Origin of the sequence: Rheinheimera lutimaris (assembly GCF_013283795.1) — a bacterium.
Taxonomy (GTDB): Bacteria; Pseudomonadota; Gammaproteobacteria; order Enterobacterales; family Alteromonadaceae; genus Alishewanella; species Alishewanella lutimaris.
On the sequence record NZ_JABSOD010000008.1, the window covers coordinates 168,822 to 189,141 of the forward strand.

General features: G+C 52.0%; 19 protein-coding genes. 1 reads left to right on the forward strand and 18 read right to left on the reverse strand.

The window, feature by feature from the left end:
• Positions 1-2: 2 nt before the first annotated feature.
• The 17 genes from HRH59_RS10425 to HRH59_RS10505 all read right to left on the reverse strand — a co-directional run bounded on the left by HRH59_RS10425 (position 3) and on the right by HRH59_RS10505 (position 17,340).
• Complete coding sequence (locus HRH59_RS10425) at positions 3-1,046, reverse strand: rod shape-determining protein (RefSeq protein WP_008219881.1); 1,044 nt, start codon at positions 1,044-1,046, stop codon at positions 3-5.
• A gap of 218 nt (positions 1,047-1,264) precedes the next feature.
• On the reverse strand, positions 1,265-4,840 hold the full coding sequence (locus tag HRH59_RS10430; protein ID WP_173501205.1) for a DUF6701 domain-containing protein: 3,576 nt from the start codon (positions 4,838-4,840) through the stop codon (positions 1,265-1,267).
• 5 nt (positions 4,841-4,845) lie between these two features.
• Positions 4,846-5,259: a type II secretory pathway component gene (locus tag HRH59_RS10435; RefSeq protein WP_173501206.1), complete on the reverse strand. Its 414-nt coding sequence runs from the start codon at positions 5,257-5,259 to the stop codon at positions 4,846-4,848.
• On the reverse strand, positions 5,249-6,043 hold the full coding sequence (locus tag HRH59_RS10440) for a PilW family protein (protein WP_173501207.1): 795 nt from the start codon (positions 6,041-6,043) through the stop codon (positions 5,249-5,251). Before HRH59_RS10440 ends, HRH59_RS10435 begins: the two co-directional genes overlap by 11 nt.
• The gene (locus HRH59_RS10445; RefSeq protein WP_173501208.1) at positions 6,043-6,594 is read right to left on the reverse strand and encodes a type IV pilus modification PilV family protein; all 552 of its coding nucleotides are present in this window, start codon (positions 6,592-6,594) and stop codon (positions 6,043-6,045) included. Before HRH59_RS10445 ends, HRH59_RS10440 begins: the two co-directional genes overlap by 1 nt.
• The gene (locus HRH59_RS10450) at positions 6,588-7,031 is read right to left on the reverse strand and encodes a prepilin-type N-terminal cleavage/methylation domain-containing protein (protein WP_173501209.1); all 444 of its coding nucleotides are present in this window, start codon (positions 7,029-7,031) and stop codon (positions 6,588-6,590) included. Before HRH59_RS10450 ends, HRH59_RS10445 begins: the two co-directional genes overlap by 7 nt.
• Positions 7,032-7,134: 103 nt before the next feature.
• Positions 7,135-7,650 (reverse strand): prepilin-type N-terminal cleavage/methylation domain-containing protein, encoded by a 516-nt coding sequence (locus HRH59_RS19455; RefSeq protein ID WP_173501210.1) that lies wholly within the window; start codon positions 7,648-7,650, stop codon positions 7,135-7,137.
• A 15-nt stretch (positions 7,651-7,665) separates the two neighbouring features.
• Complete coding sequence (locus HRH59_RS19460; RefSeq protein WP_173501211.1) at positions 7,666-8,208, reverse strand: prepilin-type N-terminal cleavage/methylation domain-containing protein; 543 nt, start codon at positions 8,206-8,208, stop codon at positions 7,666-7,668.
• Positions 8,209-8,301: 93 nt separating this feature from the next.
• A complete protein-coding gene (locus HRH59_RS10465) occupies positions 8,302-9,525 on the reverse strand; it encodes a type II secretion system F family protein (RefSeq protein WP_173501212.1) in 1,224 nt (407 codons plus the stop codon).
• A gap of 4 nt (positions 9,526-9,529) precedes the next feature.
• Positions 9,530-11,260: a GspE/PulE family protein gene (locus HRH59_RS10470; RefSeq protein WP_173501213.1), complete on the reverse strand. Its 1,731-nt coding sequence runs from the start codon at positions 11,258-11,260 to the stop codon at positions 9,530-9,532.
• A gap of 4 nt (positions 11,261-11,264) precedes the next feature.
• A complete protein-coding gene (locus tag HRH59_RS10475) occupies positions 11,265-12,368 on the reverse strand; it encodes a tetratricopeptide repeat protein (RefSeq protein ID WP_173501214.1) in 1,104 nt (367 codons plus the stop codon).
• Positions 12,365-13,342, reverse strand: coding sequence for an ExeA family protein (locus tag HRH59_RS10480; protein WP_231702455.1), 978 nt, complete (start codon positions 13,340-13,342; stop codon positions 12,365-12,367). The genes HRH59_RS10475 and HRH59_RS10480 overlap by 4 nt, the downstream gene beginning before the upstream one ends.
• Entirely contained in the window at positions 13,285-14,949 is a 1,665-nt protein-coding gene (gene mshL / locus HRH59_RS10485) for a pilus (MSHA type) biogenesis protein MshL (protein WP_173501215.1), read from the reverse strand. The genes HRH59_RS10480 and mshL overlap by 58 nt, the downstream gene beginning before the upstream one ends.
• Positions 14,939-15,262 carry a Type II secretory pathway component gene (locus tag HRH59_RS10490; protein WP_173501216.1) on the reverse strand — a complete coding sequence of 108 codons (324 nt, stop codon included), beginning with the start codon at positions 15,260-15,262 and terminating at the stop codon, positions 14,939-14,941. The genes mshL and HRH59_RS10490 overlap by 11 nt, the downstream gene beginning before the upstream one ends.
• Positions 15,240-15,890, reverse strand: a complete 651-nt coding sequence (locus tag HRH59_RS10495) for a hypothetical protein (protein WP_173501217.1) — start codon at positions 15,888-15,890, stop codon at positions 15,240-15,242. Before HRH59_RS10495 ends, HRH59_RS10490 begins: the two co-directional genes overlap by 23 nt.
• Complete coding sequence (locus HRH59_RS10500; RefSeq protein WP_173501218.1) at positions 15,887-16,483, reverse strand: PilN domain-containing protein; 597 nt, start codon at positions 16,481-16,483, stop codon at positions 15,887-15,889. Before HRH59_RS10500 ends, HRH59_RS10495 begins: the two co-directional genes overlap by 4 nt.
• Positions 16,480-17,340 carry a hypothetical protein gene (locus tag HRH59_RS10505; protein ID WP_173501219.1) on the reverse strand — a complete coding sequence of 287 codons (861 nt, stop codon included), beginning with the start codon at positions 17,338-17,340 and terminating at the stop codon, positions 16,480-16,482. The genes HRH59_RS10500 and HRH59_RS10505 overlap by 4 nt, the downstream gene beginning before the upstream one ends.
• A 122-nt stretch (positions 17,341-17,462) precedes the next feature.
• On the opposite strand from HRH59_RS10505, the gene HRH59_RS10510 reads away from it, so the two are divergent.
• Complete coding sequence (locus tag HRH59_RS10510) at positions 17,463-18,419, forward strand: 1-aminocyclopropane-1-carboxylate deaminase/D-cysteine desulfhydrase (protein ID WP_173501220.1); 957 nt, start codon at positions 17,463-17,465, stop codon at positions 18,417-18,419.
• Here HRH59_RS10510 and HRH59_RS10515 read toward each other — a convergent pair.
• Positions 18,373-20,193 carry an EAL domain-containing protein gene (locus tag HRH59_RS10515; protein ID WP_231702456.1) on the reverse strand — a complete coding sequence of 607 codons (1,821 nt, stop codon included), beginning with the start codon at positions 20,191-20,193 and terminating at the stop codon, positions 18,373-18,375. The two genes, HRH59_RS10510 and HRH59_RS10515, sit on opposite strands and share 47 nt — an antisense overlap.
• Positions 20,194-20,320: the final 127 nt, after the last annotated feature.

Here is a 20,320-nt window from a genome sequence, read left to right on the forward strand (position 1 = left end):
AGTTAGTCATAACTGAACACATCACCACCGTGCATATCAATCATCTCCAGTGCTTTACCGCCACCACGGGCGACACAGGTTAACGGATCATCAGCAACGACCACCGGAATACCGGTTTCTTCCATCAGTAACCGGTCAAGGTCACGCAACAGTGCGCCACCGCCGGTTAATACCATACCGCGCTCAGAAATATCTGATGCCAGCTCCGGTGGTGATTGCTCCAGCGCGACCATTACTGCACTGACGATGCCCGCCAGCGGTTCTTGCAGCGCTTCTAAAATTTCATTGCTGGTCATGGTAAAGCTGCGTGGTACGCCTTCCGCCAGGTTGCGGCCACGTACTTCAATTTCCAGTACGTCATCGCTGGGGTAAGCCGAACCAATTTCGGTCTTAATACGCTCTGCGGTCGCTTCACCAATTAAGATGCCGTAGTTGCGGCGAATATAGTTGACGATGGCGTCATCAAATTTGTCACCACCAATACGTACAGAAGAGGAATACACCACACCGTTTAACGAGATAATGGCCACTTCGGTAGTACCACCACCGATATCTACCACCATAGAGCCGGTTGCTTCTGATACCGGCAAGCCGGCGCCGATAGCGGCTGCCATAGGCTCATCAATTAAATACACTTCACGGGCACCGGCACCTTGCGCTGATTCGCGAATAGCACGGCGCTCTACCTGGGTAGAACCGCACGGCACGCATACCAACACGCGCGGGCTGGGACGTAAGAAGCTGTTGCTGTGCGCCTGGCGGATAAAATGCTGCAGCATTTTCTCGGTAACATAAAAGTCGGCAATAACGCCGTCTTTCATGGGCCGGATGGCTTTAATATTGCCCGGGGTACGGCCTAACATGCGTTTTGCTGCATGGCCAACCGCGGCGACACTTTTGGGCCCGCCAGCGCGTTCCTGACGAATAGCCACTACGGAGGGTTCATTCAGCACTATGCCCTGATCTTTTACGTAAATCAGAGTATTTGCTGTACCCAAATCGATAGATAAGTCGTTTGAAAAGAGGCCACGTAATTTATTAAACATGAAAGAACCGGATCCTTATAAACCCGGGTGTCGCACGAGCACCCGGCACTACTTCGCCTTAGCATAGCAGCGTTGATAAACATAGCGAGAGTTATTCTAAGTAACTCCCCGATAAGTGAATAGCTTTATCTTACATTTTTGTGCAATTAAACCAAGCCCCCGCCGCATTTATCTCGCTGTTATGCCAAAGTAACAGGGCACTGCAGTAAGATTAGCGTTTACTGAAACAGTTCACGCCAGGAAATTTGCCGTGGATTACCTCTAAAGCGACCAAACATGACCTCTGCTGAAGGGTTTTGCTGATAGTTTGGTGTGGCCCCGCGCCAGTAATATTGCAACCAGGGCGCCGCGGTATACTCTACCTGCCAAAACCCCGCTGCGCCCGTTGGGCTAAGCCATAATGCCTGCCCCGGCAAACTGCCCGACTGCATCAGGCCGCTGTTACCAATCAGACTAAGCTCAGGCGAGCCGCTGATTGTAGTGAGTAAAGCTGAACTGTTGCTGATTAACGTGCAACTATCCAATGTATTTAGCAAAAAGTCATTGCCGTCCCAATATTCGGCGGCAAATACCAGCGGTAGCGGTTCATCTTCCGGCCCGGCCAGGTTTTGCATGCCCAGGCGGCCATAGCGTAATGTCGTGGGGTCGCTGTTTAAGGCGCTGATATCTGTTGATACACCGTCAGCATCTGTCGGCCTGGCATATACGGTTAAATCCAGTGGCGCTGCCGGCAGCGGTGGCCGGCTGACATAGTGCGATACTGTCATTTGCGCCACACCGTTTTGCCAACTGCCCAGCGGGCTTATTGCGCCCTCGCCCAGCACCGAGCCGGCGGGTAAGTCCGGCGCACTGTAGCGCATGCCCTCTTCTGCGGTATCATCGCGCCATACTGACACGTCCAGCCTGGCAAAAGCATCGCGGTAATTTTGTGTTACCGCGCCGGCCGCATTCAGCGCCTGCAAGGTAAAAGCCGTGCTAAAGCCTTGCTGGCCGAAATAGGTAAAGCTGGCGCATGCTGCAATAGCACTGCCGGCGTTAAGGGCAAAGCGCTGCGGAATAAAACGCCCGGTCGGTGCACTGCCAGCCGCAGGAATAGTATCCGCCATCCCCAGATAGTTCAGCGCCGGCGTGCTAAACCGGAACACACCCACCTCAGATACACTTTGCGTAATGATGTTGGCCGAATTAGCTGCACGTTGGTGCTGGTATTGGCTTACCGCTATACTACCGGCCGTACCATTGACCGGCGCCAGCAACTGGTGCGTAACCGCAATATTATTCAGGCTAAAGTTAGGTGTAACGGGGTTTTGGCAAATATCTGTACTGCCCTGCGCAAAAGCGCGGGCGCTGATAGTTAAATCAAAATTCTCAGCGGCGCGACGAAACACCCCGCAGCTGGCGTCCGCAGCAGCGCATTCACCGCCGGTTTGGATACACAGCCCGGCCGGTCGGCGCTTAAACTGGTCGGCACCGTTCATTACCAGGCCATTGTCTTGCGTTTTTGCCGACCCGGTGTAACGGGCATTTAGTTGCACCTGACCGGCATCAGCATAATTGAGGTCAAAACTGGCCTGGCCCTGTGCATTAAAATTCAGGCTAAGACTTTGTTGCGTCGCCTCGGTAAGGCCCACGTCGGTATTGTTTATCTGCACCGGCCAGGACACCGGCCTGCCGGCCCCCGGGTCAATATAGTCGCTCCAGAACGCCACATCTCTGCTGACATTGGCAAACTGCGGCACACACTGCTGGCTGTTGTCATCTTTACGCACCGCACTCAGTACAATATTCTGCGTTTGTTGGTTGGCGATACCGTCCGGCACGTCAAACACCAGGCCGCTGTCGGCAAAGCTAATGCTACAGGCCGCTGTAGTTAGCGCACCACTGCCGGCGCGACACAGTGTTTGGCTAAGCGGCCGCGTGGTGGGTACAGAGCCGCTAACGCCAATAGTGATGCTGCCGACTACACTGCGACGTAAAGCAACAGTGGTACTGCCGCCGCTGAAATTAATCACATTACCGCCAAGCCAGCCGCCGTTAGCTATTGTGGCCGGGCTTAAATTAGCTGTTACCGCTTCGGTAACCAATTCCGTGCAGGCGGCATTTTTACAGGCGCGTACGGTAAAGGTTTCCGGATTACAGGTCAGCGCGCGGCCGCTGTAGTCAAACTCAAAGTGATCAATTTGCTGGCCGACCGGCGCGGAACGCAAGGCACAGATACTCAGGTTATCCAGCTCGTGATTATTATTGGAGCCTCCGGTTGAGCCGGTAAATGATAAGAAGAAATTCTCAGGTACCGGTGCCTGACCGGCAAATGCCAGCGCATTGAATTCTGGAATAACGTCGGTAAAGTCGCTGCCTGTTTTGCGTTGCACTGACACCAATGCCTGACCAGCAACACGCGAGTCAACCGTAATACGGTAACGATGACGTGGCGCAGCAGTGGTGGTACCTCGCACATCAATACGCGGATCAAGGTTAGCGCCAGTGCCGGTTAAATACTGGTAATTACCAGCAGCCGAACCACGTATCGAAACCGACTGAGGCCGAAACCCGGGACCGCCGACTCGCCCTTCAGTGGCCCTTGAAAAATTACCGTACTCATCAAGGGCAATACCCAGCCAACCACCGGCAAAGCCGGGACAATTAGGACAATCTGTACCAGCGCCTTTCTGGGCATAACCAAGTGAACCGCCAAAAGCACCTGGCTGCGGTGTAATACTGGCATCGGATAAAATCACTGCGACACCGTCAGCGCCGGTACCCCCCTGACTTGACCAGGCGTAGTAATCGAATTCGACCACTACAAGATTATTAGCTGCCGGATAAAGCCGCTGATAAGTCGCCGACGTTGCTTGGTTACCCACCGCTTCCGTCATCCGTAGCCGGCCGCCAACAACCTGCGGCGTAAAGCTGCCGCTGCTACGACTGGTTACCCAGTTATCCGGTGATAAACCAGTATTGAAATCATCGGTCAGACATTGCGCCTCCCCCAAGCATAGTCTGGTGGCATTTTTTTCGGCAAGGATCTGCGCATTACTCAATAAGCCGGAATACACTTTCAGCTCATCAATCAGACCATTAAAGAAGTTTGTTGGCGTACCACCATAACTTACGGCACCAATAATAAGATCACCATCAGTAATTTTGTCAGTTTGATCTATAAAAGGCAGGCTGCTGTTCGACGCTAGCAAAGAATCATTGCCGCTGCGATATAAGCGAAGTGTCAGACGAGCTAAGTTGAAGAGGTTAAACCTCTCTGCAACCGCATTAAAATAATACCATTGTCCGGTGCTCAGACCATAATTCAGCGTTAAGGTTTCAGAGCCTCCATAACGATTCCACACAGTAAGTTTCAGGTTGTTTCGCTCAATAAACACTCGATACTCCTGGCTGCTACCTCCTTGTCCTTTGTGCAACAAAGTACCACCCGACTGATCCATCCTAAACCAACCGCTGATAGTCATTGCGGCTTCAGCACCATCCGTTAATGGTGACAAACTATTATTGTCCGGCACAGCAACATAATACCGTGCTTGATAGTAGGCGTTATTCGGAGCGGCGTTGTAGCCCTCACCGCGAAACCAGCCGGCACGGCATACAAAACCTTCGCTGGTAGATAAACCGTTAATTGCTGTGCCGTTGTTATTAAAACCTGAGCTATCAATAACTTCGCCGCTTCGGCCATTCCACTGCGCCTCATCCATTTGCCAGTGCGCCTGCAACGTTTCAGCAAAGCTGATACTGCTGTAAAACAGTGAGCACTGCATACTCAGCATCAACAAAAACCGAGCCATATACCTCATTGTTTTACCTCTATTTGCACAGTGCGACGGGTAAGAAAACCGCCGGCGACGCAATTTGCTGTGCTGCTAAGCTGATACAGCGGCACCGCAGCGGGTGCAGTTGCGGTATAAGCGCGGCAGCTCACGGTGGCGCTGCAACCCTGCAGACCGGCATCAGTAAACGTATGGCCCGCGCTTACGGCTCCACAACCGGTGGTGCTGCTATTAAGCGGGAACAACTCTGTCAGCGCCAACTCCAGCGCGCTTTGCGCAGCAAATAAACTGCGGTTGCCCTGCACTTCATATACTACGGTTTCGCTGCTGCTACTGAGCAAACGCGCCATACTCAGCGCCAGCGCCAACATCACTACAATGACAAAAACGGCAATCACCAGCGCACTGCCGCGCTGCGCTTGATAATTAAGGTACATTGGGCAGGTGCACCTCGTAGTTAAAAAACATATCTGAACTGCTATCACTGCCAAACTGCAAAAACATATTAACCACCGCATTGCGGGTTAATACCGCTGGCTGCACCTGAAACAACGCACTTTTTACCTGCTGCGCCATTAACACCCCGGCACCGGCCGGCGGATTGCCGGCAGAAAAGTCATAGCCGACCAAACGACGGATCTCACCGTCACGGGCACAATAACTGACACTGGTTTGCAAAATATAAAAGCGCCGTTCCGGCGAGTCGGTAGCAAAGCTATAGGCTGTTGCCAACGCTAACTGCACGCTGGCACCTTGTTCCGGGTTGGTTATCGCCGCCGCATTCGTTACCGAAGCGCCTTGCAGTGACAGTCGCCTGTCGCTGGCGGCATAATAATGTGCCGGCGTAGTGGGATACACAATAAGCTGTTGCGCCAGCAAGCTGTTATTCCAGTTAAATAACTCCAGTTGCAACTCATTGCTGCTTTGCGGCGCTACCGGCAAGCGGCGGTAGACACCGCTGGCGGCTACCGGGATAAATTCAATACAGCTGCTTAGCCCGGCAACGTCATTCACCCGCACACTGTTTGGCGCGGCGTTACGCAGCTCCCGCACCAACCGCTCGGCGACAAAGCGGCTTTGGCCGAGAATTTGCTCGCGCTCTGCCACATCGGCATACATTCTGGCGCCCAGGCCAAGGTAATTGCTTACCGCCACCGCCAGAATAGCCAGTATCACCAGGCTGATAACCAACTCTACCAAAGTAAAACCGCGCGCGCGCATTACCAGTTACCCCGCAGTGCAGCAAACTCGATAACATCGCCGGTTGGCGTAGTAATGCGCAATTGAATACGCTTAGTTTGCGCCGACACGTAACTTACCTGTACCTGCACCCGATAGGCGCGGTATATGTTCTGCAGGCGTGTATCAGCGCTGCCGAAAATACTGTTAATTTCGTCGCCGCTGACATCTAAATTATGAAAGTCGTCTACGTCGTTGTAATGTTCGCGCTGCTCGCGCTGTGCCGGGGCGCAAAGCGGCGCGCCGTTGCGGCATTCCGGGCCAAGCTCAGGGGCCGGCGTACAGGGTTTGGCGCCGGCTTCATCGCAGCGCAATAAACTGCCGCTGCGGCTGGATTGCTGATCAAAAGCCTTGCCGAAAATTTCATTCATCAGACTCTGGCCCAGCTCTGCTGCGCGTACCTGATGCCAGGGATCAGCACTTTTTAACAACACAGGCCCCAGCACCGAGGTAATAATGGCCAGGCTGATGCCCAGCACCACTATGCCGGCAATTAATTCAATTAAGGTTACACCGCGGCTGCGTTTTAGCATGGGTGAATATAGCCTTCGCTTTCAATACACACATTAAGTGTAGTTTGCCCCTGCAACACGATAGTACAACTGCCGGCACTGCAAGCCGGACGGCCCAGGTTATCAAAGCTGATACTGCCGGCCGGTGCCAGGGTTACCGCATCGCGCGCTGCAACACATAACAGCGCGGTGCTATCGGCATCATTACAAGCGGCAGAGCCGATAACGGCAGAAGAAGCAGAGATATTAACCACGGGCGTGATGCAATCGGTGCACTGCATAGCCTGAATTTGCACACGGCGCAGCAAGTTCAGCAATTGATCCTGATATAGATATTCGGAGGTGCCGCCGGCAGTAAAAAAACGCGGCGCTATGCTGACGCTGATTACCGCCAGTATTACGATGACAACGATCAGCTCAATTAGCGTGTATCCGCGAAAGTTAAGCCTGTTACGCATAAACGGCCCCTTTAACAGCAACCCCGCCAACAGCATAATACCGCCAGCGGGGCTAACACCCGGCGCTGCACAACATGCAGCGCAAACTAATTAGCTGGCAAACTTAGTTATCACAACCAGAGGTAACCACATTAATGACAGGTGGTGTATTTGCATTAGTAGCGTTGGTGTACTGCAGAAAGCAGTTTTTACCGGTAATGTCAGTTAACGCCGGCGCAGCTGAGCCGGTGATAAAAGAGCCTTGGGCAATATGAATGGTGCCGGTGCCCGGAAAAAACACCCAATCTTTACTCTGCGCGCCTGCAGCCAATGCTTCCGCATCTAAAGTTACTGCTTTTAGAATACCGTTTGCCGTAGCGGCCGGATAGCCATAAACCACATCAACCGCACCTGCATTTGCTGATGTTGTGCCTGAGTCACCTAATATGCCTTCAATAGCTGCTTTAGCATAAATAGTTTGTGCGCCACCCTGCACTGCGCCTTTTAAACCGTTTACCACACTAACGCGGGCATCACCGGCAAAGTTAAAAAAGCGTGGTGCTGCTGTTACCGCCAAAATGCCCAGAATAACGATAACAATAATTAATTCAATTAATGTAAAACCTTGGTTACGTTTCATATTACTGCCTTTGGATTACGGTTTATTTAAGAAAATAGCTACCTGACCGGTTTGCGGGTTATAGGTAAAACCATTGGTCGATAATATTCCCGCTGCCGGTGCTGCCGTTAAACCAGCCGTTTGGTGGAATTCACACACGGGGGCGGCATAACGCACAAAAATACTGTCGTTTACGTTGAACGTTGTATTAGCTGTTGGTGGGCTTTGAAAAATACTCTGAAATGCCGCTATGCATTCAGCTGCAGTTACGCTACCGACCACAGATGCTACGGTACCGCTTCCTGTAGGGTAGCCAAAATTACTGTCCACACCAACATTAACACCATCATAGTTAACGGTGGCAACCCCGGCTGTACCTGCCGGACGGCCTGCAACTTCCCATTGCGCCCGCACTAAACCTACCGCTGAAGCAAAGCCGCCGGCAATCCCCTGCAGCGAGGCATCTTCAGCCTGGGCAGTAACATTTAAAAAGCGTGGTAAAGCAGTAGCAGCTAATAAACCGAGAATAATCACTACGATAATCAGCTCTATTAAGGTGAAACCTGATTGTCTTTTCATCTTTGTATCTCCCATCCGTTTGTTATCATTAGTATATCGTTAAAATCTGTAATTACACTTACTTTGTCAACAGCTTTACACAGCTGCTGCCTGTCAGGTGCCTTTGTAGGCGTTAAGCATATCCCACATTGGCGTAAAGATACCCAGGGCTAAAATCAGCACCATCACGGCGACTACGGCGATAAGAATGGGTTCTATTTTCGCGGTCAGGCTTTTTAAATCAAACGCCACTTCGCGCTCATAAAAGCCGGCTACTTCGGCCAGCATTTCGTCCATCGCGCCGGTTTCTTCGCCTACCGCCAGCATTTGCAATACCAGCGGGGTAAACATGCCGCTTTGCTGGCTTACCCTCAGTAAGCTTTCACCGCGCTCTATGCTGCGACGCATTTCACGGATTTTGCTACCCAGGTGTTCATTGTCTACCGCGTCGGCTACCAGGGTTAATGCGCTGGTCATCGGCACACCGGCCTTTAACATCATGCCGAAACTACGGGCAAACCGCCCCAACGTTGCGCGGTAAATTAGATCCCCCACCAACGGCACCGCCAGCTTCCATCTCCCCCATGTTAAGCGACCCTTATCGGTCTTAACATAAGCCCGCAGTGCCAAAGCGCCGCCTACCGCCACAATTAACATTAGCGGCCAAAAGCGGACAAAAAAGTCCGAACTGGCTAACAGAGCTTTGGTTGACCAGGGCAGTTCGGCATTAAAACGGGCAAACATGGTGGCAAACTGCGGAATAACTGCCAGATTAAGAATAAACATCGCCACCACTAAGGTAAGCAAGACAAAAATAGGGTAACGCGTGGCTTGCTTAATTTGCTTGCGGGTTTCCAGTTCCTGCTCAAAATAATAGGTCAGCTGCAAAAACGCTTCGTCCAGCCGGCCGGTATTTTCACCTACGTGCACTATGCTAACCATTAAACGGCTGAAGACATCCGGATGCAGCGCCAGCGCCTGTGACAGGTTACGGCCGCTTTCCAGTTGTTCGACCAATTGTGGTAGCAACAGTTGCAGCCGTTTTGATGCCGTGCTTTGGGCCAGACCTTCAATGGCACGGATAATGGGAATACCGGCTTTCATTAACGAGTACATCTGGCGCGAAAACATAATTAAGTCGGTTAACGACACCTTACTTTGCCACAGTACTATGCCGTTAACGCCGCTACTGCTTTGTTCTTGCTGCCGTTGAATACTCAGCGGGATATAGCTGCGCCGGCGCAGTAAATCGGCCGCAGCGCCTTCACTGCCGGCTTCCACTTCACCGCTAACCGCCAGCCCGGCAGCATCGCGCGCTTTGTAAGCAAATAGCGCCATGGCTTTAGTTTTCCTCTGCTAACGGCAATGGATCAGTGTCGAGATATTCAGATACGCGGATCACCTCATCCAGGCTGGTAATGCCCTGCTGCGCATACTGCAGCGCCATAGTACCCAGGCTGGTAAAGTCGGCACTGTGATGCGCCAGATTGGCGAACGCCTCAGTATCACTGCGCCTTAGGGCATCAGCCAGCGGTTTGTTGATCAGCAACAGTTCAAACACCCCGAGCCGGCCTTTGTAGCCACTGTGGTTACAGGATTGGCACCCCGGGCCATGCCAGTATTGTGCTGCAGCGTTGGTTTTATGATGACGCAGCCAGCTGCTTTCCAGCTCGTCCGGCTGATACGGTTGTTTGCAGTAATCGCACAGCCGCCGCACCAGGCGCTGAGCAATAATGGCGCGTAGCGCAGACGCGACCAGATAAGGTGCCGCGCCCATATCAATTAAGCGCAAAGTACTGGTTACCGCATCGTTAGTGTGTAACGTCGATAATACCAGATGGCCGGTTAACGCGCCGCGCAGGCCCATTTCCGCTGTTTCCTGGTCGCGCATTTCACCCACCATGATAATGTCGGGGTCCTGGCGTAGTGTGGTGCGCAGTACATTGCTGAAACTCAGCCCAATTTTATGATTTACCTGTACCTGGTTGATCCGCGGCAGCCGGTATTCTACCGGGTCTTCTACGGTGATAATTTTACTGCCGGCCTGGTTCAGTTCGCTGAGCAAGCCATACAGAGTAGTGGTTTTACCGGAGCCGGTGGGGCCGGTAACCAGAATCATGCCGTGCGGGCTTTGGATAATACGGCGTAATTTGGCCAGCATAGGGGCAGGAATACCGGTTTCTTCCAGTTTCAGTAAACCGGCTGATTGATCCAGCAACCGCATCACCACTGACTCGCCGTACTGCACCGGCATGGTAGACATACGCACATCAATCTGGTGCTTTTTCACATTAATTTGAAAGCGGCCATCCTGTGGCAGACGTTTTTCGGAAATATCGAGATTCGCCATCAGTTTTAACCGCAGCACTAAAGCAGAAGCAATACTGACCTGGTTAAGGATGTTTTCCTGTAACACACCGTCTACCCGCTGACGAATACGCAGCACTTTGTCGTCCGGCTCGATATGAATGTCTGACGCCTTTACCTGTACCGCATCTTCAAAAATCGATTGCAGCAGCTTCACAATGGTATTGTCGGCGTCAATCTGCTCGTCCAGCACACTGACATCGGGGCCGTTGTCATCGCCGTGCTCCGCTTTAAGTTGGGTAGCAAAGCTTTCAATCTGCTGCGTACGGCGGTACATGGTATCAAAGGCGGCAATTAACTGACTTTCACGCACTACGGCCAGCTCTATTTGCCGCGGCGCCAGCAGCTCTGCCAGTTGATCCATGGCGGCAAGGTCGGCCGGGTCGCTCATACCGAGCAGTACCGTATCCTCACGGTCTTCCAGCACCAGAGCACGGAACCGCCGCGCTTGTACTTCCGGTAATAACTTCACCGCTTTGGGATCTATCGGCTGCTGGGCAATATCCAGAAACGGTACATTTAGCTGCTGCGCCAAAAACTGCAGCAGCTGGGCTTCAGACAGAAAATTAAGCTCCGTCAGGGTAGCGCCCAGTTTACGGCCGCTTTGTTGCTGTTGTGCTAATGCTTGTTGTAACTGCGGCTCTGAGATAATGCCCTCATGCACCAGCAAATCACCCAAACGCATTTTTAAACGAGGTCTTTGCATCAGGTTACTCTGTAGCAGCTAAACGCTGTTGAATGTAATTCCGGCTGGCAACGGACAGTATCTCACTGCGCTGCAATGCCTGACGATAATGATGCTGTGCCTGAGCGCGCTCTGCCAATGCATCATATGAAATAGCGGCGCCCAACCACCAGCGCCCTTGCTGCGGCTGTAGCAGCAGCAGCTGCGAAAACCAATGCAACGCCGCCTGATGCTGGCCCAACTGCTGCAGGGCCGTGGCTTTCATGCCGTAATAATCCGGCTGCTGTGCCAGCGCAAACTGCGGCGGCAATAATGCATCCACCGCCTGCCATTGTTGTGCCGCAGCGGCATGTTGTGCCAGCATTAACTGAATATCAGCATGCACTATGCCTTGCGCCACCGCCAGTTGTAACACGGCATGGGCCTGCGCCGGCTGCCCCAGTTGCAGCCATAAGCCGGCTTGTACCAAATAAAGCTCTGCGTCTTGTGGTGCCAACTGTTGCAGTTGCTGCCAATACTGCAGCGCTTGCTGCAATTGACCATCCTGCGCGGCGGTTAAAGCTTGCTGGCGCAGTGCGGCCTTGCGCTGCGCTACCGGCTCTACCGGACGTTCAATAGTCATCTTACCGGCTGCCGGCGCAGACTTAGCTGTTGTTGCTACCGGCTTATCTTCCACCGGAGGCGCAGGCATTGCAGCAACAGCGGCTGTCGGGGGTTCAGCGACGATATCGGCGTTATTTACCCGACTATCGCTGCCTTCACTCAGCAACGGCACAGTATCAGCAACAATTACGGCCACGGTATCCGGGGTTAATGTTTGCGCTATTGCCGGCGCATTTATGCTGTCATCCGTTGCGGCGGCAATAACCGCATTATTACCGGCGACTGTCAAAATTGCACCCGGTGGTGTTACCTCTAAGGCAGCACTACCATGCGAAGTGTTTACCGCTATATCACGCGTTAAAATGCCGTACACCGCAAAACAGAGTAAGCCCAGACTCAACAGCAATAACAGCGTAAGCCATAACGGCCGCTCCGGACGATAAGCCAGCTGCGCGCTGTGCGTCGCTGACGCTGACTGAGGCTGGCGCTGCTCTAAATCGCGCAGCATTTTATTTAACACACTCATAGTGCCGCCAACCGCTGTAACCAACTGCTGTTGGCAGCTACCGCATAACCGGCCAGCACCGGCAGCAACAAGCCGACACCGTACCACCACCAGCTGCGCGGTTTAGGCTGCACGTCTTCGGTATCCAGCGCGGCAAGGCGCACGTGCTGATAACCGGCTGCAGCTTTGCCCTCGCCAAAGGCTAACAACAGCGCTTTATGCGCCAGAATATTTACCAGTCTTGGAATACCGCGGCTGTAACGGCTTAATAACCCCAGGGCGGCACGGCTGAACAGCGCTTGTCTCGCGCCGGCCTGTGCCAGCCGCTGTTGCAAATAGGCCGCGACCTGAGAGCGGCTAAGCAATGCCAGCCGGCTGGAGAAAGTTATGCGCTGACGTAGTTGACGAAAACGGTATGTCGCCAGCTTTTTATCCAGCTCCGGTTGAGCAAACAACACTACCTGCAGCAGTTTACGCTGTTGGGTTTCCAGGTTAGTCAGCAGCCGCAGCGCTTCTAAGGTGTCATCCGGCAAGGCTTGGGCTTCATCGATCAGAACAATGGTTTTCTTGCCCTGAGCTGCCAGCAGCAATAACTGCCGCTGTAGTAACTGCAACAATTGCGGCGCATCGATATTGGCAGAGTGCTTTAAGCCTAATTCCATTGCCAGCGCCCAGCGCAATTCCAGCGGTGTTAAGTATGGATCCGGCAGATAGGCCAGTTGCCAGTCGGCATCGGCCTGTTGTAACAGTTTACGGCACAGTAAGGTTTTACCACTGCCGACCTCACCGGTAATTTTAATAAAACCTTCGCCGGCGGCCAGCGCAGTTTTCAACACGGCCAATACTTCCTGATGCTGTTGCAGCGGCACAAAGAACGCCGTATCCGGTGTTAAACCAAATGGCATCTGGTTCAGTTGAAAATGCCGCTGGTACATCACTAATTCGCCGACCAGTCTGACAGTTGTACCGACGACTGTTGGATCTGCTGCTGCCATACGCCTTCGCCAACTACGGTAGGTTTAAGCAGGATCACCAGCTCTTTCTTCTTTTCTACTTTATTGATACTGGTAAACAACTTACCCAGTATGGGTATAGCGCTAAGCACCGGCGTACGTGACTCGCTGTCGCTGGTTACCGTTTGCATTAAGCCACCGATGACTACAATTTCACCGCTGCGGGCACGGATAATGGTATCGGATTCGCGGATATTACTCTGCGCCAGTGGCAGGATCACTTCTTCATTACTGAAACGGATAGTTTTACTTTGCTCTGCGGTTTCCGTTACGGATGGATGTACATGCAGAATAACACTGCCGTTCTGATCTATTTGCGGTGTAACATCCAGCGCTATACCGGAAAAAAACGGCTGTAAAGAGATGTTCGGCGTACTGATAGTGCCGCCGACGCCGGATATAGTGTCACTGCTGATATTGGTGACAAAGTACTCATCCTGGCCAACTTTAATAACCGCCTTTTGGTTATTCATCGCCGTTACGCGCGGACTGGACAATACCTGCGCATTGCCCTGTGTTTCCAGCAGACTAATAACGCCGTTAAAATCGGCATTATTAAATGAAATGGTGGTAATGCCACCCAGGGAGTTGCTGATAGCATTACCGGCGCTCCCGGGTGTGGTGTTGAAATTAAAGCCGGTGCTGCGCAGGTTCATAATAGCGTTTTGCCAGTTAATGCCCTGCTGATACTCATCATTAAGCGTTACTTCAATGATTTTCGCTTCCAGTACAACCTGACGCTGTAAGTGTTGTTCAGACTGGCCCAAATAAGCTTTAACCGCAGCAATTTCTTCCGGCATACCGCGCACAGTAACCAGACCGGCTTGTGGTGTGACTACCACCATGCGTTGCGGCCCACCACCCAGCACCGTACTAACCGCTTTTTCCAGATCTTTCCAAAAGTCGGTTTGGCTCTCGCTTTTAATAGTACTGCCGTTAAATTGCTGTTGGCCGGATTGATTCTGACCATTCTGATTGTTTTGGTTGTTCGCCTGATTGTTGTTTTGGTTATTGTTGTTGCTGTTATTCTGATTATTTTGGTTATTTTGATTATCTTGCGATACGCCTCCGGAATTGACCGCGATAGAAGAGAACCCCTGGCGCTGTAGCATCAGATAATTTACTGCGATACTTTCGGTACGCAGCCCCGCCGGATATACCTTATACACCAAGCCTTGCAGACGAATATCAAAGCCATAAAGCTGCTGTACAATAGCCATGGTTTCGGCCAACGTTACCTGCTTTAACTGCAGGCTTATAGTACCGCTGACATCCGGATGTAACACCACGCTGTGCGGGGTATCGGCAACCAATGATTGAAAAAAATCGACCAGATCTGCCTGTACCGCAGCGACATTAAAACGTGGCAACTGCGGCTGCAGCGGAGTATAACCGCCACTGAGCAGATCTTGCGTAACCGCCGCCGGCACCGTTGCTGCCGCTTGCACCGCGGCAGGCTTATGTTGCGCAGCTTGCTGTAAATCTTTTGCCGCTTGTTGCGGAACTTGCGACGGCGCAAAGGCCTGACAGCCCCCCAGCAGTGCGCCACTGCATAGCCACAGTATTTTTTGTGCTGACTTATTCTTCATAGTGTTTTATCGCTGTGTTAAGTAACGGTAATACCCGCTGTTCACCATTTGATTGCAAAACGACCTGTGCGTCCTGAATATCCGCTACCAGGTACTGTGCAAACCGGTCACCTTTTCGCAGCAGTTGGCCATTGATCAGTGCCACCGGGCCTTGCTCTGTATTTTTAATCAGTTGCAACCTTAAGCTGGCAGGCGCTGCTGTGCTTTGTGCTGCTGTAGCGTCTGTTTGCCAACCATCGGCCGGTCTGGTGGGATCTGCCAGCGCTTGTCCACTTAGCAACAAGGCTAAACTACAAACGAATAAAATCTTCATATTCACTCACTGTGCTCAGCTTTAACGACAATTCTGCCTGCGGATATTCCAATACGCGGTACTCCAACCCAGCCTGGTTTATCAAACCGGGCAAGCGTTCAATGCGCTGCAATACTGCATGCAACTTAGCGTAGCTGCCGCTCATTACCAGAGTAATAGTATGCTGATACAGCAATGCCGCCTCGTCATCTGCCTGGCCTGCCAACCTGACCGGCTGCGCCGGCGGTGTAGATAAGCTGGTTACCTGCACACCACTGCTGCTTTGCAGTATGTTCTGTAGCAAACTGATCATTTGCTCAGAACCAACAAAATGGGCGGCACTTTGTTTTATTTCGGCGTTTAGCTGCTGTTCTTGCTGCTGCAACACAGCTATTTGCTCCAGATACTTCTGGTCCATATTGACACTGAGTTGACGCCTGAGGGTGTCGGCTTGAGCTTTTGCATCAGATTGCTGCTGTTGCAGCGTACTCAGCTGCTTTTGAGCTTGCTGCCCCGCCAGCCAGGCCGGCTCTAACAGGTAAATCAGCAACAGCCACAATGTCAGGAAGATTACGCCCACTGACAACCACAGCTTTTCCCGCTGCTGCAACTGACTGAATTTTTCCGATAATAACTGCCACTGTGTCACAGACTGCCTCCTTGTTGCGCCACCAGCTGAAAACTGACAGCACTCTGTTGCGGCACCTGCAACATATTGACCTCGCTGAAACGCTGGCCTTTGAAATAGTCTAACCGGCGTAAATCATCCAACCACAACGGCACCTTGTCCGGTTGCAATGAAATACCGCTGAAGCTGCTGTGCTGTTGCTGCAAGCTAAAAGCAGTTAACCACAGCTCGCGCCGGTCTATTTGCAGTAAATGTGCTAACACCGGACTATACAATTGGCCGGCCTGTTGCTGTTGTTGCGCCAGGTAACCTAACAGTTGCTGCTTTTGCCGCACCCGGTGTTGCAACAATTCATATTGTTTTGTCAGCTCCACTGCCGGCTGGCGCTGTTGCAGTGCTTGTTGATACAACTGTACTTCCTGCTGCTGCACATCCAGTTGTTGCTGCTGTACTGCCAGCTGTTCAGTTAATTGTTGCTGCTGATATTGCAACCAAAACCAGCCGGATAATAAGGTGCCAACCAACAACAGCCAGCCCGACACCAGCCGCTGTAAACTCAACCGCTCAGTAACCGGATACAGCAGTGGCTGGTATAGATTAACCCGTTGCTTCATACAGTTGGCTCCTTCAACTGCCCACAGACAGCCGCCACAGCGGGCCAACAGCTTAATAATTCCGCATTACTCAGTGCCGCAGCCAAAGGCAAAGGTTGTAGTGGCTCTACGCGGTTAAAGCCACTTTCCGTTAATAACTCACACATTAACTGCGGTGCCGTCATCAGCAACCGGATTTCCCGTACCGGAGGTTGTTTAAGCTGGCTTTCAAAATAGTCCATCGAGCGCTGCAGCTCTAACTGCAACCTGTCCAGGGTGCCGCTGCGCAAGTCCGCCTCGGTACTTAAATGTAATTTACCGAAGCCTCGCGTGCGTCTGGAAAAATACAATAAGCCATCGCGCACGATTTGGATGAGTAATTCCTGCTCCGGCTGATGCACCAGCAGCATACTGGCGTGACTGGCTACCGGCAGTAATTCGCCGGCCAGCCATTCTTCCGGCTGTATCGACGCTATAACACCACCGGCATTGCTGATAATACTGACCAGCTGTTTCAGCCAGCTAAGGCTGGCAACCACTACGTTAATCTTTGCCTGTGTGCCGCCGTGGCCGGGTAAATCGATATAATCAGCGACGATATCTTCCGGCGCTATGCTAACAAGGTCTTTTACTTGCCATGGCAAAGCCTGCAGCATTTCTTCTGCTGCCAGGGCAGGTTTATCCAGCTGCACCAACTGATAAAAATCTGCCGCCAGCACAACGTGCAGCTGGCAACCGGCCGGCACTGCTGTCATAGCATCATGCAGCGCAGTTTGCCAGCTACCGACATTAAAATTGATGGTGTTACAGCGTTGAACACGTGCTGCTTTTAACTGCACCAGCGAAAGACTGTCACTGCGCAGATGTACAGCGAACAATGCAGAATCACCGGGGGATATTCGCTTAAGGCGTTTTATTATTTTTCTCAGCATAGCCTGCCATTCGCTCCGTTTATAACGCTATACTAGCGGCTATTACGTTGACTGTCATGCTTCTTCCTATGTTGTATTCACCTAAGGTTCAGCTGCCTGTTGCCCGACAGCGCTGGCAAGCGTTAAGCCATACTATATTGTTACGCCATCAGGTACAGCTTTGGATTTGTCATCTCGAAACCGGGCTGGCAAGCGTGTCCGGCAATAAATGGCTGAAGCTGAAGTACCATCTTACTAACGCGCAAGCTGGCGGCATGAAGGGCGTTTTCACCTTCGGCGGTGCATTTTCTAACCACCTTTGTGCCGTTGCCGCTGCTTGCCGGCAATCGGGCCTGGCCAGTGTGGCCTATGTCAGAGCAGATAAACCCGACTTAGCCAATCCGACTTTACAGTTTTGTCAGCAGCAAGGGATGCAATTGCACTTTCTTGACCGCAGCAGCTACCGCCTGCGCCATCAAGCCGACTTTATCAGCCGGTTGCAACAGCAACATCCGCAGCTGCTAATGGTGCCGGAGGGCGGCTCATCTGCTGACGGTGCCAGGGGTGTGGCAGAATTGGATTTGGTGACAACACCGGACGGACTGGCAGATACGGTTATTTGTGCCACAGCCAGCGGCGGCACCCTGGCCGGAATGATCAGCCGGAATGATGCCGCAGTACTGGGTATTGCAGTGGTAAAAGATGCCTCGCTGCCTGCCAAAGTACTGCAGTTGCTGCCGCCGGGACGGCCTGTCGGCCAGTGGACAATTAATACTGACTTTACCGGTGCCGGTTATGCGCGCTTTAGTCCAGAACTGCTGCAATTTTGCCGCGACATGGCGCAGCAACGTTTATACGTTGAGCCGGTTTATACCGGTAAAGCACTACACGGGGTATTGTCGCTAATTGCAGCAGGGCGGTTTCCTGCCGGCAGCCGGTTGAGTTTCTTCCATACCGGCGGCTTACAGGGCTTGCAAGGCCTGCACTATCGCAACTTAATTACTGCGTCTGACCTTGCGCTATTATCTGGTTTAATGGCTGGCTGAAATAAAAGCCCTGGCCGCCGGCTATACCCAGCTTTTGCAATGTCAGCCACTCCTCCTCCAGCTCTACTCCGGTGGCAATAACTTTTACCCCTTTACCGGCATAACCGGATACCAGACCACGCACAAACAGCTGTTGCTCCAGGTGTTGGTTAATATTACGCACTACCGAAGGATGCAACTTAACTGACTCTAACGGTAACTCATCAACATAAATTGCATTGTCGATCACCAGACCAATCTGGTCGACAATAAGGCTGAAACCGGCTTTATGGAGTTTTATTAAGCGGCTTTTCAGTTGCTTATAATGCTTAAGTAAGTGGTGCTCTGAGATTTCCAGCGCTAGCTGCTGTGGCTCTAACTGTCCGCTTAGCAACATTTGATCAAGCCAGTCGCACCATTGTGGCTCCAGTAACGACTGAATACTGATATTCACACTGCAGCGGCTGTAAGTACGTGAGTCCACCGCGCAAAGCTTTGCAGTTTTTAACAGCACATGTTGGTCCAGCTGTCCCGTCAGGCCGCAGTTGTGCGCCATTGGCAGAAAAATAGCAGCCGGAATATTCTGGCCGTCGCTGCTTTGCAAGCGAACTAACACTTCATGCTGCAGCACATCACTGTCTTGCCAGGAGAATACCGGCTGAAAGCTCAACGTAAAGCGATGCTCTTGCAGTGCTTTGTTCAGCTCAGAGCGCCACCATACCGAACCTTTAGCCGGGGGTTTACTGTCTTGTTGCACAAAACCGTAGGCTGCATTAGGGCCATGTAACTGTGCGGTTTTTAGTGCCATGTCCGCCTCTGACAAGATCTGATAGGAGGTTTGATCGCGCTGGTAACCGGCATAGCCAATATGCAAAACATCCTGACCTGTGCAATCTGCAAAGCAGCTGGCGCGGCTAAGCAAGGTGGCCATTCTGTCTCCCAACTTTTCCATTTCTCTACCGGTAAGCCCTGCAACCAATAACACCAAATCATTATCAGATAAACGCGCCATTACCGTATCAGGGTAAGCTGCCGCCATACCATGCAGGATATCAACACAACCTTTTAACCGTGTCAGTTGCTTAATACCAGCCGGCCCAGGCTCCGGATGGCTCAGTTGGATGATATACAAAGCACCATAAGCTACCTCAGACACATCGCCAAGATAATGCTGCAACTTACTTTCAAAGAACACGCGGTTACCAATCGCTAATTCGTGATCGATTAAGCCTTGTACCCGCACCAGATGCCTGACTTCCTGATCCCGTTTCAGTAAATGATTGATCCGCTCAGATACTTTGCCAAGCGCTATACTCGGCGCTGTACCGGAACGGCTATTCAGCTCAACCTTATCCTGCAGTATGCGGATAGCCTTATCCAGCTCGATTACTTCGCTGGTAAGCGCACTGCGCCGGCGGCGAAACAACAATGCCAATGGCAAAAATACCAGTATAAATACACTGTTCAGAACCACATAAAACCACACATCAGTTCCCGGCAGCAGGCGTTTATCAACAAAAGCCAGGCTATCACCAAGATTTAACGCCAGGTAGTCAGTAGCGCCGGGCTGCAGTTGCATAGCTAAAGCATTTTCAGCCGTTAGGGTAAGCCAAACCGGCTGATCTTCAGATAAGGGCCTTGGTGAAGGAATCTGCTGCATCAGCTGCGTTGCCTGCTGCTGTATCGTATGCTGCCGTGCCGCATAGTGCGACACATTAAGCAGCAATAGAAACAGCAACAGTGCTAACAACTGCAAACGGCGCGTCCGGTGCTCAAATAAATGCAATAATGACAAGGTCAACTCCTTTTGAAACAGCTCTCAGTGTTAATCTTTGACAGTCATTTGTCGAGTTTTTCAGCAATTATTTGTGTAATTAGGTGATTAGTGAAGCGCAAAGCAAAAAGCCCGCCTCTTTCGAGAC

Coding starts and splice junctions, on each gene's coding strand:
- HRH59_RS10465 (WP_173501212.1), bottom strand. CDS start 9,525: ATGGCGCTATTTGCTTACAAAGCGCGCGATGCTGCCGGGCTGGCGGTT.
- HRH59_RS10430 (WP_173501205.1), bottom strand. CDS start 4,840: ATGGCTCGGTTTTTGTTGATGCTGAGTATGCAGTGCTCACTGTTTTAC.
- HRH59_RS10480 (WP_231702455.1), bottom strand. CDS start 13,342: ATGGCAGCAGCAGATCCAACAGTCGTCGGTACAACTGTCAGACTGGTC.
- mshL (WP_173501215.1), bottom strand. CDS start 14,949: ATGAAGAATAAGTCAGCACAAAAAATACTGTGGCTATGCAGTGGCGCA.
- HRH59_RS10445 (WP_173501208.1), bottom strand. CDS start 6,594: ATGCTAAAACGCAGCCGCGGTGTAACCTTAATTGAATTAATTGCCGGC.
- HRH59_RS10435 (WP_173501206.1), bottom strand. CDS start 5,259: ATGTACCTTAATTATCAAGCGCAGCGCGGCAGTGCGCTGGTGATTGCC.
- HRH59_RS10500 (WP_173501218.1), bottom strand. CDS start 16,483: ATGAAGCAACGGGTTAATCTATACCAGCCACTGCTGTATCCGGTTACT.
- HRH59_RS10450 (WP_173501209.1), bottom strand. CDS start 7,031: ATGCGTAACAGGCTTAACTTTCGCGGATACACGCTAATTGAGCTGATC.
- HRH59_RS10475 (WP_173501214.1), bottom strand. CDS start 12,368: ATGAGTGTGTTAAATAAAATGCTGCGCGATTTAGAGCAGCGCCAGCCT.
- HRH59_RS10510 (WP_173501220.1), top strand. CDS start 17,463: ATGTTGTATTCACCTAAGGTTCAGCTGCCTGTTGCCCGACAGCGCTGG.
- HRH59_RS10490 (WP_173501216.1), bottom strand. CDS start 15,262: ATGAAGATTTTATTCGTTTGTAGTTTAGCCTTGTTGCTAAGTGGACAA.
- HRH59_RS10470 (WP_173501213.1), bottom strand. CDS start 11,260: ATGCAAAGACCTCGTTTAAAAATGCGTTTGGGTGATTTGCTGGTGCAT.
- HRH59_RS10440 (WP_173501207.1), bottom strand. CDS start 6,043: ATGCGCGCGCGCGGTTTTACTTTGGTAGAGTTGGTTATCAGCCTGGTG.
- HRH59_RS19460 (WP_173501211.1), bottom strand. CDS start 8,208: ATGAAAAGACAATCAGGTTTCACCTTAATAGAGCTGATTATCGTAGTG.
- HRH59_RS10425 (WP_008219881.1), bottom strand. CDS start 1,046: ATGTTTAATAAATTACGTGGCCTCTTTTCAAACGACTTATCTATCGAT.
- HRH59_RS19455 (WP_173501210.1), bottom strand. CDS start 7,650: ATGAAACGTAACCAAGGTTTTACATTAATTGAATTAATTATTGTTATC.